Source organism: Streptomyces radiopugnans, from assembly GCF_900110735.1.
Lineage (GTDB): Bacteria > Actinomycetota > Actinomycetes > Streptomycetales > Streptomycetaceae > Streptomyces > Streptomyces radiopugnans.
Window position 1 is genome coordinate 358,129 of record NZ_FOET01000004.1, and the last position, 26,301, is coordinate 384,429.

Here is a 26,301-nt window from a genome sequence, read left to right on the forward strand (position 1 = left end):
ACGCTCGCCCGGTGCCCGTCCCCGCTCCCCGGCCCGTCGGACCCGCCGCCCGGTGCTCCGCGGTGCTGTTCTCCCCGTGGTCCCGTCTGTCCCTCCTCGCCGTGCTGCTGGCCGCCGCCGCCACGACGGTGGCCCTCCACGAACCGCAGCAACTGTTCGCCCAGGGGTGGCGTCCCCAGCTCTCCGGCGGCGGCGCGCTGGCGCTGTTCGCCCTCGCGTACGGTCTGTGCACCGCGGCTCTCGTGCCCAGACCGGTGCTGAACCTGGCCTCGGGCGCCCTATTCGGCGCCGCCCTGGGCACTGTCGCGGCGGTGGCCGGGACGGTGCTGGGGGCCGGGCTGGCCTTCGGGCTGGGACGGCTGCTGGGGCAGGACGCCCTGCGCCCGCTGCTGCGCGGCCGCTGGCTGGCGGCCGGGGACCGGCAGCTCAGCCGCCGGGGCTTCCGCTCGATGCTGGTGCTGCGGGTGCTGCCGGGGATCCCGTTCGCCGTCTCCAACTACGGCGCCTCCGTCAGCCGGATGCGCTGGTCGGCCTTCCTGTCGGCCACCGCGCTGGGCTGTGTGCCCAACACCGCCGCGTACGCCGTGGCGGGCAGCCAGGCCACCGAGCCGACCTCGCCCGTCTTCCTGGTCGCGTCCGCCTTCATCGCCGTTCCCGGACTGGCCGCCGCGGCCGTCGCCTGGCGCAGGCGCGCCCGGCTGCGCCGGCCCGGGGCGCCGCGGGAGGCCGCGAGCCGGGCGGTCACCGAGCCGGTACGCACAGGCTCGCGACGTTCGCCCGCCGTTTCCCTTCCCGTTCCCGACCGGCCATAGCATCTGCCCGACCTGACCGGTGATCACGAATAGGGACGAGCACACCCCGACATGTCTTGGTTCGAAGCGTTCATCCTCGGGCTCGTCCAGGGGCTGACCGAGTTCCTCCCCATATCCTCCAGCGCCCATCTGCGGCTGACCGCGGTCTTCGCGGGGTGGGAGGACCCCGGCGCGGCCTTCACCGCCGTCACCCAGATCGGCACCGAGACGGCCGTGCTGATCTACTTCCGCAAGGACATCGCGCGGATCGTCTCCGCCTGGTTCCGCTCGCTGTACGACAGGCAGGCACGCCGCGAGCACGACGCGAAACTGGGCTGGCTGGTGATCGTCGGCTCCATCCCGATCGGCGTCCTCGGCCTGACCCTCAAGGACCACATCGAAGGCCCCTTCCGCGACCTGCGGCTGATCGCCACGACCCTGATCGTGCTGGGCATCGTCCTGGGCGTGGCCGACCGGCTCGCGGCGCGCGACACCTCCGGCGGGCGCCACCGCGCCGTACGCGAGCGCAAGTCGCTGGAGAGGCTGACCGTGCGCGACGGCCTGCTGTTCGGCATGGCCCAGGCGATGGCGCTGGTACCCGGCGTGTCCCGCTCGGGTGCGACGATCAGCGGCGGCCTGTTCATGGGCTACACCCGTGAGGCCGCCGCCCGCTACTCCTTCCTGCTGGCCATCCCCGCCGTCCTCGCCTCCGGACTGTTCGAGCTGACGGAGATCGGCGAGGGACACGTCTCCTGGGCGCCGACGATCTTCGCGACCGTCCTGTCCTTCTTCGTGGCCTACGCGGTCATCGCCTGGTTCATGAAGTTCATCTCCACCAAGAGCTTCATGCCGTTCGTGGTCTACCGGATACTGCTGGGCCTGCTGATCTTCGCCCTGATCGCGGCCGGGGCGGTCTCCCCGCACGCGGGCGAGTCGCTGGGCTGAGGTCCGCGGGGGCGTCCGCCGGGCCGGCCGGGCCGCCGCCCGGTCTCACCGGCCCTCGGTGAGACCGTCCTCGCCCGCGCCCCGGCTCAGTACCGCCTCGCGCACCCGCGCGTGCACCTCGGGGAAGTTCTCCGCGGTGGCGCGTACGACGCGGAAGGGCGGGCCGGTGTCGGAGTGGCCGACCAGGAACTCGGCCTTCGCGACGCTCCAGCGGCCGTTCTCGGGGGCGAAGGTGAAGCGGGCCATGGACCCCTCGTTGCCGCTGCGCTTCTCCTCGGGGACGAAGCTGGCGACCTGGTCGCCCAGGCCGTAGACCACCCAGGTGCCGTTCACCTTCTCGTAGGGCTGGGGCACGTGGTTGTGGGTGCCGATCAGCAGGTCGATGTCCCTGCCTGCGCCGGTGCGCGCGGCGGTGAGCCTGCGGGCCAGCTCCTTCTGCGCGGCGTCGGGCGCCTGCTGCCACTCCGTTCCCCAGTGCAGGCTGACGATCACCACGTCGGCCCCGGCGCGGCGGGCGGCGCGGGCGTCGGCGAGCACACGGTCGGGCTCCAGCAGGCTCACCGCCCACGGCCGGTCCCCGGGGAGCGGGATGCCGTTGGTGCCGTAGGTGTACGACAGGTGGGCGATCCGGGCGCCGCCGGCCTCCAGCAGCGCCGGGCGGGCGGCCTCCGCCGCGCTGCGGGCGGTGCCCGTGTGCCGGACTCCCGCCGCGTCCAGCGCGTCGAGGGTGCGGCGCACGCCCTCGAAGCCGTCGTCGAGGCTGTGGTTGGAGGCGGTCGAGCAGCTGTCGTAGCCGGTGGTCCGCAGAGCCCGCGCGAGCTGGGGCGGGGAGCGGAACAGCGGATAGCCGGTGAAGGGGCCGTCCTCGTCGCCGTAGGGCGTCTCCATGTGGCACAGCGCGATGTCGGCGGGCGCGACCACCGGTTTCACGCCCGCGAGGATGCGGGTGAAGTCGTGTCCGGTGCCGCCCGCGTCACGCCGGGCCTGCTCGATGATCGACGGGTACGGGATGATGTCGCCGGTCGCCACCACGGTGAACGGCCTGCCCCCTTCCGCCCGCGCCGCCCGGTCCTCTCCCGGGGCGGTGCCGGGCGCGGTGCACGCGGCGAGCGCGGCGAGCGCCAGCGCGGCGGCCGCGCCCGCGGGGCGTATCGGGCGGCCGCGGCGTATCCGGCGTATCCGGTTCGCCGCCCCGCCCGCGTCCGTGCGTCCGGTCGTCCGCGGTGCGCTCCGTCCGGCTGCCGCCCCCACTGGTGTGATCCGGCGCATCCTTCGCCTCCTGTGCGTCCCGGCACGACGCCCCGGGAGGGCGCGCCGTGCTCCTCTCCGGCAGCGTGGGCGGCGGCGGGGTGTGCGGCACCTCCGGCGGCGCCCGGCTGAGCCGACCGGGCGAACGGATCGCGCGGACGCCGGAACGGGGTACGTGACGGACGACGCGGGGGCGCGGGAAACGGCGCGACCGCGCGGGTCGCTTTTCCGCGCCGCCTCGGCCTGGGAAGCTGTTCGCAGGCAACCGCGGGGAACCCGCACCGAACCCCGGAGTTCAACTTGGCCGAGCGCGACGACGACAGCTACCGACTCCTGGCCGGGCTGCCCTTCGCGGCCATGACCGTCGTCGCCCTGGTGGACGTGACGGCCGGTCCGGGGGTGGGGTTCCTGCCGCTGCTGTCGCTCGGTCCCGCCTTCGCCAGTCTGGTCGGCGGCATGCGCCGCACCGCGCTGATCGGGCTGCTGGCGCTGGTCCTGTGCTTCTGCCTGGCCTCCTACGACGGCCTGCTGGAGACCACGCGCGGCTACACGGCGCTCCTGTCGGTGGCCGGGGTGTCGGCGGCCGGGCTGGTCGCGGCCGCCATCCGCCAGCGGCGCGAGGCCGAGCTGGCGAACATGCGGTCCATCGCCGAGGTGGCGCAGCGGGTGCTGCTGCGTCCGGTGCCCCGGGCCGCGGGGCACCTGCGGATCGCGGTCTCCTACACCTCCGCGGTGGCCGAGGCCCGGATCGGGGGCGATCTGTACGAGGTCGTCAACTCGCCCTCGGGGGTCCGGGTGATCGTGGGCGACGTCCAGGGCAAGGGCCTGGAGGCGGTGGAGACGGCCGCGGTCGTCCTGGCCGCGTTCCGGGAGGCCGCGTACGACGAGCCGGACCTGGCGGCGGTGAGCGCCCGGCTGGAGCGGTCGGTCAACCGGCACATGACACAGGAGCGGTTCGTCACGGCCGTCCTGGCCGAGACACACGAGGACCGCTCGGTGACCCTGCTCAACCACGGCCACCCCTCACCGCTGGTCGTCCGCGCGGACGGGACGGCCCATCTGGCGGAGCCGCCCGAGACCGCGCCGCCCCTGGGCATGGGCCTCGACCTCAAGCCCCCGGAGCCGTACGGCCTGTCACTCGCCCCCGGCGACCAGATGCTGCTGTACACCGACGGTGTGACCGAGGCGCGCGATCCGGACGACCGCTTCTACCCGCTGGTCCGGCGCGCCTTCCTGCTGCGCGAGACGAACCCGGACATCGGGCTGGAGTCGCTGTGCCGGGATCTGGTCACACACGTCGGGGGGCCGCTGCAGGACGACGCGGCGATGCTGCTCCTGCGGTACCGCGAGGTGTGAGCCGGGCCGGACCGCCGGCCGGTGGCCGGACCGTCGGCCGGATCGCCGGAATTCGAAAGATTCACCCGCTCGGAGGGGGTACCCGGCAGAGGACAGACCGCAGCAGTCCGCACCGACCGAGCTGGACCGAGACCATGAACGAATCCCGTCGCCTCACCCTACGAGAGCTCCGCATCCTCCACGAGACCGAACGGGCGCTGCTGCGTGACGCCCGCCTGGCCGCCCTGTTCCGGGGTTTCGGCGAGGCGGAGACCGGAGCGGCGGAGACCCGGCTGAAGGCCGGCCCGGGGACACCGCACCGCCTGTGGCTGCTCGTCGGCGTCTGCCTCTTCCTGGTCCCGGCGCTGATGGTGCTGCATCCGGCGGTCGGCTTGCTGGTGTTCCTCTCCGCCCTGGTCATGGGCGCGGCGGGCCGGGCCGGCCGCCGCGCGGGCCGCCGGCCCGGACGGCCGGGGCCGGGCTCCGGCTGAGCGGCCCGGCCGTCTGCCGCCCGCCGGTCCTAACCGGCCGGCCCTCACCGGCCGGCCAGGTCCAGCCAGGCCGACTCGCCGGGCTCGACGGTGACGGTCCGGTCGGGCAGCACCAGGCGCACGGGCGCCTCGGCCGACCCGGGCAGGCTGACGCGCATCCTGTCCGAGCGCATCCGCACCCCCACCCCCCAGTGGTGCCGGTAGCGGATGGTGAAGCCGAACTCCGAGAGTTCCGGGAGCGGCGCGGGGTCCATCCGCAGGGCGCCCCCGCGGGTCTCCAGGCCGGTCAGCCCGCGCTGCACGAGGTCCAGCGTCCCGGCCATGGCGCCCAGGTGGATGCCCTCGGCCGTCGTACCGCCCTGGATGTCGGCGATGTCGCTGACCAGTGCCTCCTGTACGTAGCGCCAGGCTTCGGGGCGCCGCACCCGGGCCAGCACCCACCCGTGGACCAGGGAGCTGAGGGTGGAGCCGTGGCTGGTGCGGTGCAGGTAGTGGTCGACCGTGCGCCGCCACAGCTCGTCGTCGAGGGTGTAGCCGAGCCGCTCGAACAGGCCCGCCAGTTCGGCGGGCTGGAACAGGTAGCCGAGCATCAGCGCGTCGGCCTGCTTGGAGGCCTGGTAGCGGTTGACGGTGTCGCCCTCGGCCTCCAGGATCCGGTCCAGCCGGCGGATGTCCCCGTACCTGCGGCGGTAGCCCTCCCAGTCCAGTTCGGCCAGCTCCCCGTAGCCGTCGAACTGGCTGATGACGCCCGCGTGGAAGGGCACCCGCAGCCGCCGGGAGACGTCGTCCCAGCGTTCCAGCGTCTCCCCGTCCAGGCCGAGCTTCAGGCACAGCTCCTCGCACAGCGGTTCGGGGACGGTCCGGAGCGTCTCCAGGGCCCGGCCGAGCACCCAGGCGGCGGTGACGTTGGTGTAGGCGTTGTCGTCCAGGCCGGGCCGCTCCCTGTCCGGGTAGGCCTCGTGGTACTCGTCGGGGCCGACCACTCCGAGGATGCGGTAGCGCCCCAGGTCCGCGTCGTACCGCGCGGCACTCCCCCAGAACTGGGCGATCCGCAGCAGCGTCTCGGCGCCCCGGGTGTGCATGAAGTCGGTGTCGCCGCTGGCCTGCCAGTACTGCCAGATGTTGTAGGCGATCGCCGAGCCCACGTGGTGCTGGAGACGGGAGTGGTCGGGCAGCCAGCGGCCCGAGCGCGGGTTCAGGTGCAGCGTCTGGGTCTCCTCGCGCCCGTCGCTGCCGCTCTGCCAGGGGAACATCGCGCCCTCGTAGCCGCTGTCCTCCGCGGCCCGGACGGCCTCGGGCAGCCGCCGGTGCCGGTAGGCCAGCAGGGCCCGGGAGACCTCCGGGAAGTGGACGTTGAGGTAGGGCAGGACGAACAGCTCGTCCCAGAAGACGTGCCCCCGGTACGCCTCCCCGTGCAGTCCGCGCGCCGGGACCCCCACGTCCAGGTCGGTGATGTGCGGGGAGAGCGTCTGCATGACGTGGAAGAGGTGGACCCGCAGGATGTGGCCCGCCTCGCCCGGCACCTCCAGCTCGGCGTGCCGCCACAGCTCGTCCCAGGCGGCGCGGTGCGTGTCGAGCAGGTCGGGGAAGCCGGGCGCGTGGTCGATGTCCTCCAGCGCGGCGTGCAGCGGCTCGCTGACCGCGATGTCGTGCGAGGTGTGCAGGGACACGGTCTTGACGACGGTGACGGGCCGCCCGGGCCGGACGGCGACGGTCAGCCGCCGCGCGGGCCGCACTCCGCTCAGGTCGGTGCGCGCCGAGACGGCCTCGCCGCTCTCCAGGCGGGTGCGGGCGGCCAGGGCGACGCCGATCTCCGAGTTCGTGGTGCGGCAGCGCACCCAGACGGTGTCCGGCGCCGTCGATCCGGTGCTGTGGCCGGTCAGGTGGCGGCCGTTCAGGGCCCGGTAGCGCTCCACGCCCTCGTTGGCGACGCCGCCGTCGAGAGCGGACTCGACCTCGAGCGTGCCGGTCCAGTTCTCCGCCGTGAGGACGGTGCGCAGCGCGGCCAGGTGCGGCTGCCCCATGTGGACCAGCCGGTGCTGCTCGACGCGCAGCCGCCGGCCGGCGGCGTCCTCCAGGCGCAGGATCCGGGCCAGGACGCCGTGCCTGAGGTCCAGCCGCTGCCGGTAGGCCAGCAGCCCGCCGTCGTCGGGGGTCCACCAGGAAGGGGCGGATCCGTCTCCGAGACCGCTCACGGGGCTGTCCGCGGGGTTGTCCGCGGGGCCGCCGGGAGGGTCGCCGGGGCCGCCGTCGGAGGCGCCGTCGAGGATCCGGAAGCGCAGGGGCAGCCAGTTGGGCATGTTGACCATGTCCTCGTTCTCGACGTCCCTGGCCGCGCTGCCCTCGCCGCCCTCCACGGTGGACACCAGCCGGTTGTAGCAGCCCGCCACGTACGTGCCCGGGTAGTGGGGTCCTCCGGCGTCCGTCTCGGGAGCCGCGCCCCGGGTCGCGAAGTAGCCGTTGCCCAGGGTGCACAGGGCCTCGCGCAGCCGCTCCTCCATCGGCTCGTAGCCCTCGTAGGCCCATTCCCAGCGATCCACGGTCCCCTCCACCACTGTCAGCCCTCCTCGTCGTGCCGGCCGGCGCGGGGACCGGGCGGCAGCAGCTCGGCCAGGTCGGTCACGACCACGTCGGCCCCGTGGTCGCGCAGGTCCCGCGCGCTGGTGGGGCCGGCCGTCCGGTCCACCCCGACGACCAGTCCGAAGCCGCCCCGGCGGCCCGCCTCGACACCGGCGAGCGCGTCCTCGACGACGGCCGCCTGCCCTGGAGGCACCCCCAGGCGCCGGACGGCCTCCAGGAACACCGCGGGGTCCGGTTTGCCGGGCAGCTGCAGCCGGGCCGCCTCGTGGCCGTCCACCACGGCGTCGAACACCTGCGGCACCCCGGCGCCCGAGAGCAGTTCCCTGGCGTGCCGGGAGGCGGATATCACCGCCATGGGCACCCCTTCACGGTGCAGGACCCGCAGCAGCCGCAGTGTGCCGGGCCAGGCCTCGACGCCGCCCTGCCGCAGCGCGGCGGTGAACAGCCGCTCCTTGCGGGCGGCGACGGCCCGGACGGTGCCGTTGCCGGGCGGGTCGTCCGGCTCGCCGGGCGGCAGGTCGAGGCCCCTCGAGGCGAGGAAGGCGGCGGCGCCGTCCAGCCGGGACCTGCCGTCGACGTACCGCCGGTAGTCCTCCTGGACGTCGAACGGGCGGAACCGGTCCCGCGGCTCCTCCCCCGGCCGTCCGCCGCCGCGTTCGCGCCACTCGCGCAGGCAGTCGTCGAAGGCCTCCTTCCAGGCCGCGGCGTGGACCCGGGCGGAGTCGGTGATCACCCCGTCGGTGTCGAACACCACGGCCCTCAGGCCGTGCAGGCGGTGTGCCGGCGCGGCGTCCTCCTCCGGGTCCCGGGCTGCGGCTGCGGCAGGCGGCATGGTCACTCCGTCCAGTGGGGTCGTCGGGGGCGGTCCGGGTCAGATGTGCTCCGGTACGAGGGCCACGGGGCAGTCGGCGTGGTGGATGACGGTGTGGTCGACCACCCCCAGCTGGAGGCCGAGGCGGCCCTGCCGGCGGTGGGCGCCGATCACCAGCAGGTCCGCCCGGCGCGACTCCTCCAGCAGCACCGCGCGGGTGGAGCCCTCCACCGCGTGCAGGTGCAGGTCGATCCCGGAGTACTCCCGCGCCGCGGCCCGCAGGGCGCCGTCCAGGTGGTCCATCGCCTCCCGGCGGCGGGCGCCGGCCGGACTGCCCTGGAGCAGCAGGTGGTTCTCCGCCGTGTGGGCGGGCCGGCGCCAGGTCCGTACGGCGTGCAGCCGGCAGTGCCGGGCGGCGGCCTCGCGGAAGGCGAAGTGGGCGGCGGGCGAGCCGTCCACCCTGTCCCCGACGCCCAGGACGATCCGGCCGTGGCCGCCGGTGCGGGCGGTCTCCCCGCCGCGTACGACGACCACCGGGCAGTCGGCCCGGCCGGCCGCCTCCAGCCCCACCGAGCCCAGCAGCAGGCCCGCGATCCCGCCCCGGCCCCGTGAGCCGACGACGAGGGCGAACGCGTTGCGGCCGGCGTGGACCAGCGCGGTTCCGGGCTCCTCGTCGAGGACTACGGTGGTCACCCGTACGCCGGGGGCGCGCAGGCGGACGCGCTCCGCCGCGGCGGACATCAGCTCCTCCGGCTCCGGGCCGTCCTCCCCGCGGTCCTCGACGCCGTGGACCAGGCACAGCGGTGCCGAGTGCCGGACCGCCGCGTCCGCGGCCCAGTCCACCGCGAGCAGGCCGGGCCCGGATCCGTCGACGCCCACCAGCAGGGGGAGCTCCACCGCCGCCACCTCCTTGTCCCGGCCTCCTGCGGTCTCCCGGTCCCGGGCCGCCCGTTCCGGCCGGCGGGCCGCGGGTTCACCCGCCGGTTCCTGGGAACGGTGACCCGCATACGGACCGGTGAAACCCGCGGCGAGCGGTTCTCGGCCGCCCGTCCCGCGGCACGGCCCTGCGTCCGGCCCTCCGGCGCGGCGGGGTCCGCACACCGGCCCGGCCGAGGCGAGGGAGGCGCGGCATGCGGGTGTCCGCAGGGTCCGGGTGGCGGCGCGGGGCGCTCGCGGTGGCGGCGGGCGCGCTGCCCGCCCTGTCCTTCCCGGCCCCGTCGCTGTGGTGGTGGGCCTACGCCGCGCTGGTCCCGTGGCTGCTGCTGCTGCGCACGGCGCGGAGCGGGGGGCGTGCCGCCGTGGAGGGGTGGCTGGGCGGGACCGGTTTCCTGCTGGCCACCCATCACTGGCTGGCGCCGAGCCTGCACGTCTTCGTCGTGGTGGTGGCGGCCCTGATGGGGCTGCTGTGGGCCCCGTGGGGGTGGCTGGTGCGGCGGCTGCTGGCAGGGTCGCCGGCGCCGGGCCGGGCGGTGGCGGCGGTGGTGCTGGTGCCCTCGGCGTGGCTGGTGATCGAACTGGTGCGCTCCTGGGAGTACCTGGGCGGGCCGTGGGCTCTGCTGGGGGCGAGCCAGTGGCAGGTGCCGCCCGCGCTCCGGCTGGCCTCGCTGGGCGGGGTGTGGCTGGTCACCCTGTGGGTGGTGGCGGCGAACACCGCGCTGGCGGTACTGGTCGCGGTGCCCGGCGCGCGGCGGGCCGCCGCGGCCGCGGCGGCGGTGTGCGTGCTGGTCCCGGCCGCGGCCTGGGCGTGGGCGCCGCTGCCGCGGTCGTCGGGCACGGTCCGCGTCGCGGTGGTGCAACCCGGTGTGGTCGCCGGGGCCGAGGCGCGCTTCGACGCCGGCGAGCGGCTGACCCGCGGCCTGGCGGACCGGGAGGTGGACCTGGTGGTGTGGGGCGAGAGCAGCGTCGGCTACGACCTGGAGGAGCGCCCGGACCTGAGCGAGCGGCTGGCGGCGCTGTCCGCGCGGGTCGGGGCGCCGCTGCTGGTGAACGTGGACGCCCGGCGGCCGGGCGGGCCGGGGATCTTCAAGAGCTCGGTGGCGGTGGGCCCGCAGGGGCCCACCGGGGAGCGCTACGACAAGATGCGGCTGGTGCCGTTCGGCGAGTACGTGCCGGCCCGTTCCCTGCTGGGCTGGGCGACGGCGGTGGGCAGGGCTGCCGGGGAGGACCGCAGGCGCGGGGACGCGCCGGTGGTGATGGAGAGCGTCGGGGTGCGCACCGGCCCGCTGGTGTGCTTCGAGTCGGCCTTCCCCGACACCGGCCGGGTGCTGGTGCGCGAGGGCGCCGAGCTGCTCGTCGCCCAGTCGGCGACCTCCACCTTCCAGGACAGCTGGGCGCCGTCCCAGCACGCCTCCCTGGCGGCGCTGCGGGCCGCGGAGGGCGGGCGGCCGATGGTGCACGCCACGCTGACGGGGGTGAGCGCGGTGCACGGCCCGCGCGGCGAGCCGGTGGGCGGGCGGCTGGGCACCGAGCGGAGCGGGGCCGCCGTCTACGAGGTGCCGCTCGCCTCGGGCACCACCGCCTACGTCCGGTTCGGCGACTGGGCCGTCGCCGCCGCGCTGGGCTCGCTGCTGTCGGCGGCGGCCGTGGCGGCGGCGCGCCGGTTCCGGCACGGGGGATTGCGGCGCGGGGGGTGGGGGAAGCGGCCGCCCGGTGCGCGGAGGGCGGCTACCGGGCCTGCTCCAGCGCGGCGATGACGACCCGTTCGCACAGCTCGTGGGTGCGCAGGGCGTCCTCGGCGTCCAGGTGCCGCCCGGTGCGCACGGCGTCGAGGAAGGCCAGGGTGATCTGCTCGATGCCGCGCTGGCGGGCCACCGGCACCCAGTCCCCGCGGCGGCGGACGCTGGGCTGGCCCTTGTGGTCGACGATCTCGGCGAGGTTGAACACCTGGCGCCTGGTGTCCCGCCCGGAGACCTCCAGGACCTCCTCCGCACTGCCGCTCATCCGGTTCATGACGCCGATCGCGGTGAAGCCGTCGCCCGACATCTGGAGCACCACGTGGTGCAGGAGCCCGTCCCTGACCCGGGCGCGGACGTCGATGTGCCCGGCCGGCCCGGGCAGCAGGAACCGGAGGGTGTCGACGACGTGGACGAAGTCGTCGTAGACCACCTCGCGCGGGTCGGCCGCCAGCCCGATGCGGTTCTTCTGCATCAGGATCAGGTCGCGCGGGTGCTCCAGGCACTGGGCGTAGCCGGGTGCGTGGCGGCGGTTGAAGCCGACGGCGAGCGGGACGCGCCGCTCACCGGCCAGGCGCACCAGACGCTCGGACCCGGCCAGGGTGTAGGCGAGCGGCTTGTCGACGTAGGTGGGGACCCCGGCCTCCAGCAGCCGGGCGACGATCGCGGGGTGCTCGGCCGTCGGGGCGTGGACGAACGCGGCGTCGGGGCCGGCCGCGATCAGCCCGTCGAGGTCCGTGTGCCGCTGCGGGCCGGGGATCCGGTGGGCCTCGGCCGTCCGCTCCAGGGTGGCGCGGGTGCGGGTGTGCAGATGGAGCTCCAGTCCCGGCTGGGCGGTGAGCACCGGCAGGTACGCCTTCTGCGCGATGTCGCCGAGCCCGATCACTCCGATCCTCACGGAACCCCCTTGGTTTCGCCGTCGTCCGGTGCCGCCCGGTGCTGTCCGGGGCCTCTCGGGGCGCGTCCGCCGCGCCGCCGCCCCGTGTTCCCCGCGGACCGGCAGCATACGCGGCGTGCGGCGGCTTCCGGGTGGCGCGTGCCGTCGCCGGCCGTACGGTGCGGCGGGGGCGGTGCTCCCCGGCACGGTGTGCCGGGCGGGGAGGCGCTCCGGCGGGCCCCGCCACCGGTCACACGGGCCCCGTCAGGCACAGGAGGTGCGCGAAGGCGCAGGAGGCCACCCGCGTCACTCCTGGGGGGAGTTCCCGGCGGCCGCGCGGTGCGGGAGAGTTGGCCGGGTGCGACATGTGCGAAGCGCCCTGCTGCTGGCCGGAGCCGCCCTGGCGGCCGTCTCGGGGTGCGTCACGGTGGCGGGCGGCCAGCGGCCGGAGGAGGGTGGACCGCCGGCCCCTCCCACGGGCCCCGCCCTGCCCCGGCAGGACACCGGACCGCCCCGGACCCCCGGGGCGGCACACGAGACCCTCGCAAGGGTGGAGGAGGGCCCGGAGCGGCCCGGCACCCCCTCCCCGCCCCGGTACGCTTCGCCGTCCGCGTCGGCCCCCGCCTTCCCGCCCGCCACGCGTCCGGCTCCCCGCCCGCCGCGGCGCGAACGCCTCCCCTCCGGCCCCGCCCGCCCGGAGCGCGCCTCCGGCGGCTCCCCCGGCGGTTCCTCCCGGTGGCCCGGCACGGACGTGTGCGGGCTCGGGGAGGTGTACGGCGGCTGGGCCGCGGACGGCGAACCGGCGCGGACCTGCCGGCAGGTCTACGGCGACTGACACGGCGGCTCGCCGGTGGCCGCCAGCCGCCGCGACAGCCTCTCGATGGCGGCCCTGACGCCCGTGCCGTACGCGTCGTCGGGCAGTTCCCCCGCAGCTCCGCGGGCCCGGGCCAGCTCGCGCCGGGCGGCGGCGTGGTCGCCGAGCCCGGCGTGGCCGGCGGCCAGGCTCAGATGGAGCGAGGGGAGCAGGGCCCGTACGGCCGCCCGGTCCCCGGCCGGGGCCTTCGCGGCGGCCAGCGCGCGCCGGTCCCACTCGAGCCCGGCCACGGGGTCGTCCTGGGTGCCGGCCAGGTAGTGGGCGATGGCGCAGCGGTGGAAGGGGTCCCCGTCCTCGCCCGTCTCCTCCCACAGGCCCGCCAGCCGGTTGCGCGCCTCCTCCCGGTCCCCGCCCCGGTGCAGGATGACCGCCTGGCCGATCCTGGTCGGCAGCGGCTCGCCCGCCGCACTCCCCTCCTCCCCCGCCGCTCCCGTCTCCTGCCGATGCTCCGCCACGGGCTCTCCTGTGTGGTGGTGTCGGTGCCGGCGGCGCGGACGTCCTTCCCGCGCCGTCCTCCGACGCTAGCCGCCGACGGCGGCCGCGGCGCTCAGGCGCTCTCACCGGTGCCCCGTCCGTACCTGCGTGCCAGCGCCTCCACCTCCCGGGCGAACGCCGCGCGCAGTCCGGCCGGGCCGAGCACCTCGGCCTCCGCCCCGAGCCGGAGCAGGTCGCCCACCGCCACGGGTGTGCTCTCCACGGGGAGGAGCGCCCTCACCCAGCCGTCCCCGTCCGGCCCGTCCGTCTCCCGGGCCTCCCGGACCGCCCGCGCGCCCACCGCGCCGAAGAGCATGGGCAGCAGTCGCAGGCCGCGCGGGGAGAGCCGCAGCAGCGCCTCGTCCCGCAGGCGGCCGGCCTCCAGACGGCCGGCGACCTCGGCCCAGTGCGCCGCGAGGTCGAAGCCGGCCGGCCGCTCGAAGCGCTCGCCCGGCACCTCGAGGGCGAGGATGCGCGAGACCCGGTAGGTGCGCAGGTCCTCCCGGGGGCGGGGCCCGCCGCCGTCGCCGTCCGGACCGTGGACGGACCGGGCGACGAGGTACCAGATGCCGCCCTTGAGGACGAGCCCGAGCGGATGCAGCTCGCGGCGCACCTCGCCCTTCCAGCGGCGGTAGTGGACGCGCAGCGTCCGCTGTTCCCAGACGGCCTCGGCCACGCGTGCCAGGTGCGGTACGGGGTCGGCGTCCCGGAACCAGGCCGGGGCGTCGAGGTGGAAGCGCTCGGAGACGCGCCGGGTGCGCTCGGCGAGCTGCGCGGGGAGCGCGGCACGCAGCTTGAGCTGCGCGGTCGCCAGTTCGGCGCCCAGCCCCAGCTCGGCCGCGGCCCCCGGCATCCCGGCGAGCCACAGGGAGTCGGCCTCCTCGCCGGTGAGGCCGGTCAGCCGGGTGCGGTAGCCCTCCATCAGGCGGTAGCCGCCCTCCGGTCCCCGTTCGGCGGTCAGCGGCACGCCGGAGGCGATGAGCGCTTCGGCGTCGCGGTAGACGGTGCGGACGGAGACCTCCAGCTCGGCGGCGAGTTCCGGTGCGGTCATCCGGCCCCGGTTCTGGAGCAGCAGGAGCATCTGCAGAAGGCGGTCGGCGCGCATGGCGACAGTCTGCCGCCCGTACCTGACAGGAGATGTCAGGTACGGGCGGGACAGTGGTGGCGGCCGGCGCGGGGAGGGCCCGCGCCATCGCATGTGAGGAGCCCCATGACCACGCACACCACCGGCAGCTTCACCTTCGCCGACTGGCAGGAGAAGGTCGTCGCCGAGGCCGGCGGCGGCGAAGGCGACGGCGGCGGCCCGAAACTGGCCTCCGCCGTCGTCACCAACCACTTCACCGGCGGCATCGCGGCCACCGGGACCTCGTGCGCGTACACCATCGTCTACACCACGGGAGAGTCCGGCTCCGCCGGCAGCTTCACCGGCCACGAGCTGGTCTCCGGCACCCTCGACGGACGCGCGGGCTCCTTCGTGCTCGCCGAGCGCGGCACCTTCGACGAGAAGGGCACCGTGCACTGCGTCTTCGAGGTGGTGCCCGGGTCGGCCACCGGCGAGCTGGCCGGGCTGCGGGGGACGGGCGGCTTCACCGCCGTGCACGGCGAGCCGTCCGTCGCCTACACCTTCGACTACGGTCTGGGCTGAGCCGGCCCGGGAACGCCGCCCGGGCCGTCCGGAAGACGGCTCAGGAGCCGAGGTTGGGGATGCACCAGTCGATCGGCGTGTGCCCCTGCGCCGCGATCGCCTCGTTGATCCGGCTGAAGGGGCGTGATCCGAAGAACTTCTTCGCCGACAGCGGCGAGGGGTGCGCGCCCTGGACCACCGTGTGCCGCTCCGTGTCGATCAGCGGCAGCTTCTTCTTCGCGTAGTTGCCCCACAGCACGAAGACGGCCGGGTCGGGGCGGGCGCCCACGGCGTGGATCACCGCGTCCGTGAACTTCTCCCAGCCCTTGCCCTTGTGGGAGTTGGCCTCCCCGGCCCGGACCGTCAGCACCGCGTTGAGCAGGAGTACGCCCTGCTTCGCCCACGGCATCAGATAGCCGTTGTCCGGGACGGGGCAGCCCAGGTCCGCCTGCAGCTCCTTGTAGATGTTCCGCAGGGACGGCGGGATCCGCACCCCGGGCCGCACCGAGAACGCCAGCCCGTGGCCCTGCCCCTCGCCGTGGTACGGGTCCTGCCCGAGGACGAGCACCTTGACCTGGTCGTACGGGGTGGCGTCCAGCGCCGCGAAGACCTCTTCGCGGGGCGGGTAGACCGGCCCGCGCGCCCGCTCCTCCTCGACGAACTCGGTGAGCTCCTTGAAGTAGGGCTTCTCCAGCTCGTCGCCGAGGACCTTCTGCCAGGACTCGGGCAGCATGGCGTTCACGTGAGACAGACCTCCGGTGTCGGTTCCGCGCGCCTCACCCGGGCGCGTACCCCAGAACGTACCGGTGACCGCCGACAGCCGCGCCGCGCAGGCGGTCACCGGCGGCCGCCCTCCCGGGTCACCAGCTCTTCTTGCGGTCGAGCTCCCACAGCCGCATGATCGTCGAGGAGTCGATGCTCCACTCCACACCGGCGATGTCCTTGTGCGCGGCGATGTAGAGCTTGCCCTGCCACAGGGGCAGCAGCCGGACGTCCTCGGCCAGGATCTTCTGCGCCTGTGTGAAAGCGGCGCTGGCCGCGCCCCGGTCGCTCTCCTTGCGGGACTTGGGCAGCAGCGTGCCGGTCAGGACCTTGTGCTCGTACGGCGTGCCCAGGGCGTTCTCCTTGCCGACGAACGGCGAGATGTAGTTGTCCGCGTCCGGGAAGTCGGGGAACCAGCCGCGGCCGAACACCGGGTACTTCTCCTCGGTGATGCCTTCCTGGAACTCGCGCCACTCGCGGCCCTCCAGGGTGACGTCGAACAGCCCGGACGCCTCCAGCTGCCGCTCGATCTCGGCGAACTCCTCGGCGGTCGTCGCGCCGTAGCGGTCGGTGGTGTACCAGAGGGTCAGCTTCACCTTCCCCTCGATCCCGGCCTGGCCGAGCGTGGTGCGGGCCGCCTCCACGCTGGGCTCGCCGTACTCCTCGTAGAAGGCGCTGGTGTGGCCGGTGATCCCGCCGGGGACCATGGAGTACAGCGGGGCGGCGGTGCGCTTGTAGACGTTGCGCACCAGTGCCTTGCGGTCGATGACCTGGGCGACCGCCCTGCGGACGGCGGGCTCGGCGACCGACTCGTGGTGCGGGTTGAACACCAGGTAGCGGATCTCGGTGCCGTAGACCTCGTTGAGCTTGATGTCCGGGTGGTCGCTGCGGTTCTTCCCGAAGTCGTCGATCTGCTCCGGGGTCAGGCCGCGGTAGGTGAGGTCGACCTCGCCGCTCTTGAGCTGCTCGACCATCTTGGCCGAGTCCTTGAAGTAGCGAACGGTCACGGCGTTGTTCTTGACCTCCGCGGAGCCCTTGTACTTCTGGTTCCTGACCAGCTCGGCCCGCTCGTCCTCCTTGTAGCCGTCGAGCAGGTACGGTCCGGAGCCGCTGACCTTGTCCGACTCCAGCAGCCGGTCGGCCGGATAGGCGGCGGGGTCGACGATGGACGCGGCGGGGGTGGCGAGGACCAGCGGGAAGGTCGCGTCCGGCCGCTTGAGGTGGAATATGATCGTCCGCTCGCCGGACGTCTCGATGCGGTCGATGCTCTGCAGCAGCTGGGCGGGGCCGGTGGGCGCCTTGATCTCCAGGGTGCGCTCGATGGAGTACTTGACCGCCTCCGCGTCCAGCACGTTGCCGTTGGAGAACGTCAGGTCCTTCTTCAGGACACACCGGTAGACGCTGCTGACGGTGTCGGTGAAACCGCAGCGCTGGGCGGCGTCGGGCTCCGGGGTGCCGCTGGAACTCGGGAAGTGCAGCAGGGTCTGGTAGATGTTCCGGTACAGCTCCCACGAACCGTCCCAGGCGCCGGCCGGGTCGAGGACGCTCGGCGTGCTCGTGGTGCCGACCACGATCGCCTCCTCGCTCTCGCCGTCACCGAGCAGCGAGCCGCATCCGGCGAGCAGGGTCGCTGTCACCAGCACGACTGCGCCCTTCAGAGGCTTGTTCTGGCTGAACACTTGCACGCTCCTCGGTCGGCTATGCCACTTATGCCACTAGATGCCACTACTGCCTGGGTTGCTGTGGGGGGATCCATCGGCTGACGGGACGGAGCGCGCGCCACGGTGCGGAGCGCGTGCCACCACACGTACGGCAGGGTCTCAACGGGCCTGTCGTGCCGAGGACGTGGCAGACCTTACCGCAGCATATGACGGGGCTGACAGGCTTCTGGACCGGGCAAGATCAGGACTTCGTCCGGCGGGGCCCCGGTGGTCGCGCAGAGTGCGGGAGCCGTGTCAGGACGCGGACCGGCGCCGTGCCGCCCCGGCGGGGCGGCACGGCGCCGGAGGGGTGCGGGCCGGGACGCGCGCCGTCGCGGTGCGCGGAGGCCCTGGGGTCACTCGACCCCGGCGTTGAGGAAGATCCCGCCGTCGACCACGAGGGTCTGGCCGGTGATCCAGCCGGAGTCGTCGGAGGTGAGGAAGGCGGCCGCTCCGCCGATGTCCTCGGGGGTGCCCAGCCGCCCCATCGGGTAGCGCCTGGCCACCTCCTCCTCGCGCCCCTCGTAGAGCGCGGCGGCGAACTTCGTCTTCACCACGGCCGGGGCGATGGCGTTGACCCGCACGCCCGGCGACAGCTCGTGGGCGAGCTGGAGGGTGAGGTTGACCATCGCGGCCTTGCTGATGCCGTAGGCGCCGATGAAGGGCGAGGCGGACAGCCCTGCGACGGAGGCGATGTTGACGATGGTGCCGCCGTGTTCCTTCTGCCAGGCCGCCCAGGTGCGCTGGGCGAACCCGAGCGCGGAGAGGACGTTGGTGTCGAAGACCTTGCGGGCGACGTTCAGGTCCAGTTCCGCGATGGGCCCGAAGACCGGGTTGGTGCCCGCGTTGTTGACCAGGTGGTCGACGCGGCCGAACGCCTCCATGGTGCGTTCGACGGCCTCCGCCTGGTGGGCCTCGTCGTGGGCCTTCCCGGCGACGCCGATGGCCCGGTCCGCGCCGAGCCGCCTCACCGCCTCCGCGAGGGCGTCCTCGTTGCGGCCGGTGATGCACACCCGGTCACCGCGGGCCACGAGCGCCTCGGCGATGCCGTAGCCGATGCCGCGGCTCGCTCCGGTGATCAGGGCGACCCTGCCGCTGTCCTGCACTGCCATGAACTTCTCTTCCGTTCCGTCGTTTGCGGTGCGGCCGTCGGCGGCCGTCAGTCGAGCGGGCCGCCGGCCACGTACAGCACCTGGCCGGAGACGAAACCGGCCTCCTCGCCGGTGAAGAACGCGATGGCGTTCGCGATGTCCTCGGGCCTGCCCACGCGCTGGACGGGGATCTGGGAGGCGGCGGCCTTCTGGAAGTCCTCGAAGCCCATGCCGACGCGGGCGGCGGTGGCGGCGGTCATGTCGGTGACGATGAAGCCGGGGGCCACGGCGTTGGCGGTGATGCCGAACTTGCCCAGTTCCTTGGCGAGGGTCTTGGTGAAGCCCTGCAGACCGGCCTTGGCGGCGGCGTAGTTGGCCTGGCCCCGGTTGCCGAGGGCGGAGCTGGAGGAGAGGTTGACGATCCGGCCGAAGCCGGCGTCGACCATGTGCTTCTGGCAGGCCCGGGACATCAGGAAGGCACCGCGCAGGTGCACGTTCATGACGGTGTCCCAGTCGGAGTCGCTCATCTTGAACAGCAGGTTGTCGCGGAGCACACCGGCGTTGTTGACCAGGACGGTCGGTGCGCCCAGCTCGTCGGCGACCCGCGCGACGGCCGCCTCCACCTGCTCGGTGTCCGACACGTCGCAGCCGACCGCCAGCGCCCTGCCGCCCGCCGCGGTGATCTTCTCCACGACGTCCGCGCAGGCGGACTCGTCCAGGTCGAGCACGGCGACGGCCCGGCCCTCGGCGGCGAGCCGGACGGCGGTGGCGGCGCCGATCCCCCGGGCTCCGCCCGTGACGATCGCGACACGCTGCTCGGTGGTGGGCATGCTGGTTCTCCTCGCACTCGAATGGGTGAGCAACCGCTTAGTACCTTCGGCAGACGTGACGCTAGAAGCACGGACACGCTGTGTCAACGGCCACAGGCGCGGTGAGGCCCAGCCCACGTCCGGGCCTATGCGCCTCCCGGTACGCCGAGCGCGCCGGGGCTTCCGGTGCGCCCCTCAGCGCACCAGCACCTCCAGCAGCCGCTCGGTCTCCGCCTCGGGGTCGGCGGTCAGCCCGGTGTGCACCGGCCCCGGCTGGAGGACGGTGGAGCGGGGGGCGACCAGCCACCGGAAGCGCCGCCCGGCGTCGTCGGCCGCGGCCTGCCCGGCCTCCGCCCCGCCGCGGCACAGGCACTCCACCGCGTGCAGGGCCGCCCGGACCCCCTCGACGTCGGCGTGCGGATCGAGCGCCCGCAGCCGTCCGACGTCCAGATGGGTGCGGGCCGCGACGAAGGACCGGGCACGGCAGTAGACGACGACCCCGGCGTTGATCATCTCGCCGCGCTCCACACGGGGGACGACGCGCAGCACGGCGTACTCGAAGACGTCGCGTCCGCTGTACCGCCCGCTCACCGCGCACCTCCGCCCTTCTTCAGCCCGCTGACGGCGTCCGCCCAGTCCTTCAGCCAGCCGGGAGCCCGGGAGGGCCCGTCCTGGCTCGGGGCGCCGACGGTGATCCGCTCGTGGACCGTACCGGCCCGGGCGGCCAGCACCTCGGCATAGGCGCGGCGCAGCGCCTCCGGTGTGTCGAAGCCGGGCTCGTCCGCCAGCCATTCGTCGGGGATGTCGGCCGCGCACTCGGCCAGCAGTTCCTCGGTCACCCGCGGCGCCAGTTCGGCGGCGGCCGAGGCGATGTCCGGCCCCATGGGCGCCAGGGCGTGGTCGGAGGCGTCGTACGGCTTGTCGGCCGCCTTGTCCGCGGTGGCCCAGTTGTGGTGCCAGATCAGGCTGGCACCGTGGTCGATGAGCCACAGGTCGCCGTGCCAGACCAGCATGTTGGGGTTGCGCCAGGAGCGGTCGACGTTGCCCGTCAGGGCGTCGAACCACACCACGCGCCCGGCCTCCTCCCCGCTCACCCGGTAGGCGAGCGGGTCGAAGCCCATCGAGCCGGGCAGGAAGTCCATCCCCAGGTTCAGCCCGCCACTGGCCTTGAGCAGCTCCTGCACCTCCTGGTCGGGCTCGCCCAGGCCGATCACCGGATCCAGCCGCACGCGCACCAGATCGGGCACGCGCAGGCCGAGCCGCTGGGCGAGCCGCCCGCACAGCACTTCGGCCACCAGGGTCTTGCGGCCCTGCCCTGCTCCGGTGAACTTCACGACATAGGTGCCCAGGTCGTCGGCCTCGACGATGCCGGGCAGCGAGCCGCCCTCGCGCAGGGGCGTCACGTAGCGCGTGGCGGTGACTTCGGGAAGCATTTTCACAGGCTATCGGAAGCCCCGGCCTTGCAATCCACGGTCGACTCCGGACGAATACACCCCGAGGGCACCAGCACGATCAGCCCTGGGGAGAATCCGGGGAGTTCCGGCCGACGCTCGGCTTCCCCTGCCTCTCCGGCAGCGGCGCGCACACACCGGTACCGCGTTCGGGAACTCCCGCCGACACGAGCGCCCATGCGGCCACACCGCTGTGGCCGCACCGCTCCCCGTCGCCTTCGGAGCCCCGGGCCAAAAAATTCTCCATAGACTGTTATTCTGCGTGATCAAGCGTTTCCGGAGGGGCATCGTGACGAAACAAGAGAGAGCCTTCAGGACCCAGGAGAGGTTCTTAGACGCGTCGGCCGACGAATTCTCGCGGCACGGCTACGCGGGGGCCAACCTGCAACGCATCGCAGCCCACGTCGGCATGACCAAGGGCGCCCTGTACGCCCACTTCCCGTCCAAGAACGCCCTCGCCGCCGTGTTCACCGCCGAGTTCGACCAGATATGGCGCGAACTGCTGCAGGAGATAGGCGACAGCGACCCGCCGCTGACGAACCTGCACCGCATCACGGCCGGCTTCATGCATCGCATGCACACGGACATCCGCTTCCGCGCCGGCCTCCGCCTCGTCTGCGAGGAGGCGTGCACCCGGGGAAAGGTCCCGGTGGTGATAGCCGACCTGTCGGCCGTGCTGACCCGGATCATCGGCGAGGCCCAGGAGCAGGAGGAGCTGACCGCCGCGCAGAGCCCGGAGCTGATCAGCTCACTGGTCCTGTCGCTGATCTTCGGTACGTACTACACGACGCCGCCGAACGGCCCCTGCGACGGCGCCGAACAGGTCTGCCAGGTGCTGCGGTTGCTCTCGCGGAACACCGCGGCGCCGGCCGACCGGCCCGAAGGGCCTTGCCCCGCCCGGTGAGCACCGGCCCGTCGGGCGCCGGACGACTCCGGCACCCCGGGAACGGCGGACGGCCCCGGCCCGAACGTGAGGAGAACCCACCCGCCGGACGGTGGCGCCACCGCGCACCTACCGTCAGCTTCCGGTCACGCCGGGCATCGCCCGTGCCCCACGGGGCGTCATCGGCCGTCCGTTCCCGGCTTCCGTGACCGGGGACCGAAATGTCCGCGTGAAGCCCGTGGGCTCGCGGAACAGCGGCCTATCCGGTGAACGGAGGGACGGCGCGGGCACTTCGGGCGCCACAGCCCACCGCGGTCGCGCCATACTGGAGCCTTCGGTTTTCCGCCATTCTGAAGTAAGATTCCTTCTCAACGGTATGTAACCGGACCGCCGACCATGCCCGAGACCCTGGGGAGAGGCAAGGCATGGGTTGTTCTGTTTCCCGACGAGAGGGCGGCAACGGCCCGAACACCCCGCCGCACACAGGGCGGGGACGGGAGGAAGGCGGTTCCGCCCCCGCCTCCGCGGCTCATCGGGGCCCGTACGGATTCCGTCCGGCGGAGCGGTGGCCGGGAGGGGCGGCACGGTGCCGGTGTGCCGGCCGGACAGGAGCCCGCCGGATCGCGTCGGCGGACATCAGGAAATCACTTCTGCGAAGAGCATCGGGATGGTAAATCGCGTGACCCCGTGGCCGCTGGCGTCCCATCAGGAGAAGACGCTCAAGCAGGAGCGCGCGGTACGGACGCGGGAGCGCGTGCTCGACGCCGCCGCCAAGGCGTTCGCCGTCAAGGGCTATCCCGCCGTCACCATCCTGGACGTGGCCCGTTCCGCGGGGATGACCAAGGGCGCGGTCTACTTCCACTACGACAACAAGGAAGCCCTCGCGGTCGCGGTGACCGACCTGTTCTACCGGCGGATCGCAGCCATCGCGGACTCCGTCGAGGAGTTGGGGCTCCCGCCGGTCAGCTCCGTCGTCGAGCTCCTGGTCCGGACGGCCGTGGCCTTCCGCGACGAGACCGTGCTCCAGGCCGGGGCGCGTCTGCAGTTGGAGCGGCAGCTGGTCGGCATCCGGCTCCCGGTCCCGTACGAGGCGTACACGGATCTGATCACCTCCTGGCTGGCGAGGAAGGAGAGGACGGGCCCGCGGGACGGCTCCCCCTCCCCCACCACGCTCGCCACCGTCCTGGTGTCCGCCTTCTTCGGCGCGCAGCACATCTCCTGGGTGCTCAACAACCACGCCGATCTCCCGGAGCGGACCATCGCGATGCTGCGGACGATCATCCCCTGCGCCGAGGAGGACATCGACCTGTGCCCGTCCGCCCCGCACCGCTGAAGGGCGGGGGGCCCGGCCGCGAGTGGACGCGGCACCGGGCGCGGAGCGGTCCAGGGCCGCGGGGCGTCCTCACCCGGCCCCGTCGGTCGGCCAGCCGAGTGCCGTACACGCGTGGTGCACCGCCTCCTCCGCGGTCAGCCGCGCACCGCGCTCGAACGCCTGTGTGAAGGCGAGCTCGTCCAGGGTCTTCCGGGCCGCCGCCGCGATGCGGTCGACATCGCCGCGCTCGGCGGGCGGCAGCGGAGCTCCCAGGCCTCGCCGCGCCGCGTTCGCCGCCCCGAGCAGCACGGCCGCGCACGCGGCGGCCTGCCCGTTCCCGTTACCGAGCAGCGCCGCCGCCCCCGCGAGGCCTTCCAGGGAGAGGGCGAGAGCTCGGGGCTCGCCCAGGGAGCGGGCGATGTCCAGACCGCGCAGGTGGCAGGCGACGGACCGGTCCGCGTCACCGCGGAGTTCGGCCACGAAGCCGAGTTCGGCGAGGAGCAGGTGGTCGCCCGCCTCCGAGGACACGTCCGCGTAGCCGTCGCGGATGCGCATCAGGTGCGCCTCGGCTCCGTCGAGGTCGCCGGAGCGGCGCGCGCCGAGCGCGAGGCCCATCTCCGAATGGATCTCGCCGTACTTGTAGCCCTGTTCCACGGCGATGCGGCGTGCCCGCTCGTGCAGATCGCGGGCCCGCTCCCAGTCGCGGGCCAGCAGCGCGAGCCGGCCGAGCCCGGACAGCCGGGCCGACACCTCCGTCTCCAGGCCCAGTTCCCGCGCTATGCCCAGCCCTTCACGCTGACGGCGTGCCGCGTCGTCGTAGTCGCCCCTGATCTCGGCGAGTGCGGCGAGCGGTGAGACGGTCTGCAACTCCCCCCAGCGGTCCCCCAGTTCGCGGAAGAGTTCGGCGCTGCGCAGGCCGTCGCGGCCGAGTCCCGCGAGGTCGCCGCGGATCAGCGCGAGTGTCGCCCGCAGGCCGAGGGCGGCGGCGGTCCCCCATCGGTCGCCCGCTGCGGTGAAGAGACCGAGGGCGCGCGCGTTCAGTCCGTCACAGGCGGCGGCTTCGCCCGCGCTGAACATCCCGTACGCGCACAGCCACAGGGCGCGGGCACTGCGCACGGGGTCGGGGACGGCGTCGGCGGCCGCGTCGAGGTCCGCCTCGGTGCGGTCGCCGGTGAGCAGCGCGAACGCGGCGTGCAGCAGAACGGTTTCCGGCGCGTTGCCCCCGGCGGCGGCCAGGACGGCCGCCAGGCTGCGGCGGGCCTCGGTGAAGCGGCCGCACAGCAGCCACCACCAGGACAGTGCGGTGGCGAGCCTCACCGCCTCGGCGGCCCGCCCCTCGGCCGCTCGGCGGATCCCCTCGTCGAGTGCCGCGCGTAGATTGCCGGCCTCGGCGTCCAGGCGTGCGAGCCAGGTCCGCTGGTCCGCACCTCTCAGCCCGGGCTCGGCACGCTCGGCGAGTGCGAGGTAGTAGCGCAGATGGCGGTCGCGTACGGCGGTGAGGTCCTCCATCTCGTCCAGCCGCTCCGCCGCGTACGCGGTGACGGACTCCAGCAACCGGTAGCGCGGCCCGGTGGGGCCGTCCACGACGACCACCAGTGACCGGTCGACCAAACGCGTCACCAGGTCGAGCACTTCCTCACGGGCGACGCCGTCGCCCGCGCACGTCGCCTCGGCGGCTTCCAGGTCGCAGCCGTCGCTGTGCACCGCGAGGCGGCGCAGGACGATCCGCTCGGGTGCGCTGAGCAGCTCCCAGCTCCAGTCGATCATGGCCCGCAGGGTCTGCTGGCGGGCGGGCGCGCCCCGCTGCCGGGAGGTCAGCACCCGGAACCGGTCGCCGAGACGGGCCGCCAGTTCCCGCACTCCCAGAGCGCGCACGCGGGTGGCGGCGAGTTCGAGGGCCAGCGGGATGCCGTCGAGGCGGCGGCAGATCTCGGCGACGGCCTCCTGGTCGGACGCCTCCCGGTCGAGGCGGAAACCGGGGGTGGACGCGGCGGCGCGTTCGGCGAACAGGCGTACGGCGTCGGCGGTCCGCAGGGGCTCGACCAGGAACACGGCCTCTCCGGCCAGGCCGAGCGGCTCCTGGCTGGTGGCCAGCACGCGCAGGCCGGGCGCGGTGCGCAGCAGCAGCTCGGCCAGTTCGGCGGCGGCGTCGACGACATGCTCGCAGTTGTCCAGGACGAGCAGGACGCGGCGGTCCCGCAGTGCGGCGGCGAGGCGCTGTGCGGGTGGCCGCTCCCCGGCACCGGTCCCGTTGCCCGGCAGCGCGGAGGGGGCGTCCTCCCGGATGCCGAGGGTGGCGGCGACGACCTGGGCGAGGTCGGCGGAGGTTCCGGCGCGAACGCCGGCGAACTCCACGAGCCAGACGCCGTCGGGGTGCCCGCCGGCCGTGGCGTCAGCCGCCGTGGCGGCGGCCGCCGCCACGGCCAGGCGGGTCTTGCCGACGCCGCCGGGCCCGGTGAGGGTCACCAGGCGCGCGACGCCCAGGAGCCGGGAGAGCCGGGCGAGGGCCTGGTCCCGGCCGATGAGGGAGGTGAGCGGGACGGGCAGGTTCGAGTCGGGCCCCGCTGCGGGCGGCGGCCCGGCCGACCCGGAAGCCGACCCGGAAGCCGTCCCCGCCCGGACGGGGCCCGGCGCGGACGGCACCGGGGGGAGCGGATCCCGGTGGAGCATCGGGTCCTGGCGGAGCACCGCCTGGTGCAGCGCGCCGAGTTCGGGTCCGGGATCGACGCCCAGTTCGCCGACCAGATGGGCCCGCAGGTCCTCGTACGACGCCAGGGCCTCGCTCTGGCGGCCCGCGAGGTAGAGAGCCCGTATCTGGACGGCGCGCAGGCGCTCCCTCAGCGGGTACCGGGCCACCAGGTCGGCCAGCTCCCCCGCGAGGAGCACATGGTCTCCCGCCGCCAGCCGCGCCTCGGCCTGCTCCTCCAGAACGGACAGCCTCTGCTCGGTGAGGCGGTGCGCGGGCCCCCGCGCGAACTCCTCGTCCGCGAAGTCCGCGTACGCGGGCCCCCGCCACAGGTCGAGGGCCTCGGTGAGCAGCGCGGCCCGTGCGCGGGGATCGCGTACTGGCCCGGCCTCGGCCACGAGTGCCCGGAAGCGGTCGGCGTCCACCTCGTCGGCGGCCGGGTCGAGCCGGAGCCGGTAGCCCGGCCCCTCCCGTACCACGCGGTCCCGGCCCAGGACGCGGCGCAGTTGGGAGACCTTGGCCTGGAGGGCTCCCGCCGGCTTGCCCGGCGGTTCGTCGCCCCACAGGTCGTGGACGAGGCGGTCCGCGGACACCGGGTCCCCGCCGTGCGCGAGCAGGTCCGCCAGCAGCGTCCGGACCTTGGCCTCGGGAACCCTGATCGCCTTCCCCTCGTCGTCCCACACCGCGAGTGGCCCGAGTAACCCAAACCGCATGTGAGCAACGGTACACGTCCGGTCCGCGCCGCGCGCCCGCGTATCCCGGCCCTCCCGCACCCGTCGCACCCGCCATCCGGGGAAGGCCGTCAGCGGACCGTCAGCGGCTCCGAAGCCCGTCCGAAGCGCCTTCGCGCACAGTCTTGTCCGCCGGATGACGTGGCGCTCCCGG

Annotated in this window: 23 protein-coding genes; 9 read left to right on the forward strand and 14 right to left on the reverse strand. The window is 74.3% G+C overall.

Features of this window, described 5'->3' with window-relative positions:
- Positions 1 to 11: 11 nt before the first annotated feature.
- Entirely contained in the window at positions 12 to 812 is an 801-nt protein-coding gene (locus BMY40_RS11855) for a TVP38/TMEM64 family protein (protein ID WP_093658426.1), read from the forward strand.
- Between the two features lie 51 nt (positions 813 to 863).
- A complete protein-coding gene (locus BMY40_RS11860; protein ID WP_093658428.1) occupies positions 864 to 1,736 on the forward strand; it encodes an undecaprenyl-diphosphate phosphatase in 873 nt (290 codons plus the stop codon).
- A gap of 45 nt (positions 1,737 to 1,781) precedes the next feature.
- Here the strand turns inward: BMY40_RS11860 and BMY40_RS11865 are convergent, their stop codons facing one another.
- On the reverse strand, positions 1,782 to 2,906 hold the full coding sequence (locus BMY40_RS11865) for a CapA family protein (protein ID WP_425443102.1): 1,125 nt from the start codon (positions 2,904 to 2,906) through the stop codon (positions 1,782 to 1,784).
- A 435-nt stretch (positions 2,907 to 3,341) separates the two neighbouring features.
- On the opposite strand from BMY40_RS11865, the gene BMY40_RS11870 reads away from it, so the two are divergent.
- A complete protein-coding gene (locus BMY40_RS11870) occupies positions 3,342 to 4,340 on the forward strand; it encodes a PP2C family protein-serine/threonine phosphatase (RefSeq protein WP_093658626.1) in 999 nt (332 codons plus the stop codon).
- 134 nt (positions 4,341 to 4,474) lie between these two features.
- Positions 4,475 to 4,810 carry a hypothetical protein gene (locus BMY40_RS11875; RefSeq protein WP_093658432.1) on the forward strand — a complete coding sequence of 112 codons (336 nt, stop codon included), beginning with the start codon at positions 4,475 to 4,477 and terminating at the stop codon, positions 4,808 to 4,810.
- A gap of 44 nt (positions 4,811 to 4,854) precedes the next feature.
- Here BMY40_RS11875 and BMY40_RS11880 read toward each other — a convergent pair whose 3' ends face one another.
- From BMY40_RS11880 to BMY40_RS11890, 3 genes are read right to left on the reverse strand one after another with little or no spacing between them, the layout of a single operon-like run.
- Positions 4,855 to 7,350, reverse strand: coding sequence for a glycoside hydrolase family 65 protein (locus BMY40_RS11880; RefSeq protein WP_093658628.1), 2,496 nt, complete (start codon positions 7,348 to 7,350; stop codon positions 4,855 to 4,857).
- 17 nt (positions 7,351 to 7,367) lie between these two features.
- On the reverse strand, positions 7,368 to 8,222 hold the full coding sequence (locus tag BMY40_RS11885) for an HAD family hydrolase (protein WP_093658434.1): 855 nt from the start codon (positions 8,220 to 8,222) through the stop codon (positions 7,368 to 7,370).
- 39 nt (positions 8,223 to 8,261) lie between these two features.
- Complete coding sequence (locus tag BMY40_RS11890; RefSeq protein ID WP_093658630.1) at positions 8,262 to 9,098, reverse strand: universal stress protein; 837 nt, start codon at positions 9,096 to 9,098, stop codon at positions 8,262 to 8,264.
- Between the two features lie 233 nt (positions 9,099 to 9,331).
- On the opposite strand from BMY40_RS11890, the gene lnt reads away from it, so the two are divergent.
- Positions 9,332 to 10,894 (forward strand): apolipoprotein N-acyltransferase, encoded by a 1,563-nt coding sequence (lnt, locus tag BMY40_RS11895; RefSeq protein ID WP_093658436.1) that lies wholly within the window; start codon positions 9,332 to 9,334, stop codon positions 10,892 to 10,894.
- On the opposite strand, the gene BMY40_RS11900 is transcribed toward lnt, so the two are convergent.
- A complete protein-coding gene (locus tag BMY40_RS11900) occupies positions 10,866 to 11,771 on the reverse strand; it encodes a Gfo/Idh/MocA family protein (RefSeq protein ID WP_245770024.1) in 906 nt (301 codons plus the stop codon). The genes lnt and BMY40_RS11900 overlap by 29 nt on opposite strands.
- A gap of 337 nt (positions 11,772 to 12,108) precedes the next feature.
- Between BMY40_RS11900 and BMY40_RS11905 the strand changes: the two genes are divergently transcribed.
- Positions 12,109 to 12,585, forward strand: a complete 477-nt coding sequence (locus BMY40_RS11905) for a hypothetical protein (protein ID WP_143071765.1) — start codon at positions 12,109 to 12,111, stop codon at positions 12,583 to 12,585.
- On the opposite strand, the gene BMY40_RS11910 is transcribed toward BMY40_RS11905, so the two are convergent.
- Positions 12,573 to 13,079, reverse strand: coding sequence for a hypothetical protein (locus BMY40_RS11910; protein ID WP_093658442.1), 507 nt, complete (start codon positions 13,077 to 13,079; stop codon positions 12,573 to 12,575). The genes BMY40_RS11905 and BMY40_RS11910 overlap by 13 nt on opposite strands.
- Positions 13,080 to 13,171: 92 nt before the next feature.
- On the reverse strand, positions 13,172 to 14,203 hold the full coding sequence (locus BMY40_RS11915; protein ID WP_093658443.1) for a helix-turn-helix transcriptional regulator: 1,032 nt from the start codon (positions 14,201 to 14,203) through the stop codon (positions 13,172 to 13,174).
- Between the two features lie 105 nt (positions 14,204 to 14,308).
- On the opposite strand from BMY40_RS11915, the gene BMY40_RS11920 reads away from it, so the two are divergent.
- A complete protein-coding gene (locus BMY40_RS11920) occupies positions 14,309 to 14,743 on the forward strand; it encodes a DUF3224 domain-containing protein (RefSeq protein WP_093658445.1) in 435 nt (144 codons plus the stop codon).
- 40 nt (positions 14,744 to 14,783) lie between these two features.
- Here the strand turns inward: BMY40_RS11920 and BMY40_RS11925 are convergent, their stop codons facing one another.
- The 6 genes from BMY40_RS11925 to BMY40_RS11950 all read right to left on the reverse strand — a co-directional run bounded on the left by BMY40_RS11925 (position 14,784) and on the right by BMY40_RS11950 (position 20,517).
- A complete protein-coding gene (locus BMY40_RS11925) occupies positions 14,784 to 15,455 on the reverse strand; it encodes a uracil-DNA glycosylase (protein ID WP_093658632.1) in 672 nt (223 codons plus the stop codon).
- 127 nt (positions 15,456 to 15,582) lie between these two features.
- The gene (locus BMY40_RS11930; RefSeq protein WP_093658447.1) at positions 15,583 to 17,163 is read right to left on the reverse strand and encodes an ABC transporter substrate-binding protein; all 1,581 of its coding nucleotides are present in this window, start codon (positions 17,161 to 17,163) and stop codon (positions 15,583 to 15,585) included.
- Between the two features lie 377 nt (positions 17,164 to 17,540).
- Positions 17,541 to 18,296: an SDR family oxidoreductase gene (locus BMY40_RS11935; RefSeq protein ID WP_093658449.1), complete on the reverse strand. Its 756-nt coding sequence runs from the start codon at positions 18,294 to 18,296 to the stop codon at positions 17,541 to 17,543.
- A gap of 47 nt (positions 18,297 to 18,343) precedes the next feature.
- Entirely contained in the window at positions 18,344 to 19,105 is a 762-nt protein-coding gene (gene fabG / locus BMY40_RS11940; RefSeq protein WP_093658451.1) for a 3-oxoacyl-ACP reductase FabG, read from the reverse strand.
- A 174-nt stretch (positions 19,106 to 19,279) separates the two neighbouring features.
- Positions 19,280 to 19,675 carry a DUF3037 domain-containing protein gene (locus BMY40_RS11945; protein WP_093658453.1) on the reverse strand — a complete coding sequence of 132 codons (396 nt, stop codon included), beginning with the start codon at positions 19,673 to 19,675 and terminating at the stop codon, positions 19,280 to 19,282.
- Positions 19,672 to 20,517: a HipA family kinase gene (locus BMY40_RS11950; RefSeq protein ID WP_093658455.1), complete on the reverse strand. Its 846-nt coding sequence runs from the start codon at positions 20,515 to 20,517 to the stop codon at positions 19,672 to 19,674. The genes BMY40_RS11945 and BMY40_RS11950 overlap by 4 nt, the downstream gene beginning before the upstream one ends.
- A gap of 307 nt (positions 20,518 to 20,824) precedes the next feature.
- Here BMY40_RS11950 and BMY40_RS11955 point away from each other — a divergent pair, with 307 nt between their 5' ends.
- Both BMY40_RS11955 and BMY40_RS11960 read left to right on the forward strand, forming a co-directional pair.
- A complete protein-coding gene (locus BMY40_RS11955) occupies positions 20,825 to 21,439 on the forward strand; it encodes a TetR/AcrR family transcriptional regulator (protein WP_245770025.1) in 615 nt (204 codons plus the stop codon).
- Between the two features lie 658 nt (positions 21,440 to 22,097).
- Positions 22,098 to 22,751, forward strand: coding sequence for a ScbR family autoregulator-binding transcription factor (locus BMY40_RS11960; RefSeq protein WP_245770026.1), 654 nt, complete (start codon positions 22,098 to 22,100; stop codon positions 22,749 to 22,751).
- A 69-nt stretch (positions 22,752 to 22,820) separates the two neighbouring features.
- On the opposite strand, the gene BMY40_RS11965 is transcribed toward BMY40_RS11960, so the two are convergent.
- Complete coding sequence (locus BMY40_RS11965; RefSeq protein WP_177213971.1) at positions 22,821 to 26,129, reverse strand: AfsR/SARP family transcriptional regulator; 3,309 nt, start codon at positions 26,127 to 26,129, stop codon at positions 22,821 to 22,823.
- Between the last annotated feature and the right edge of the window lie 172 nt (positions 26,130 to 26,301).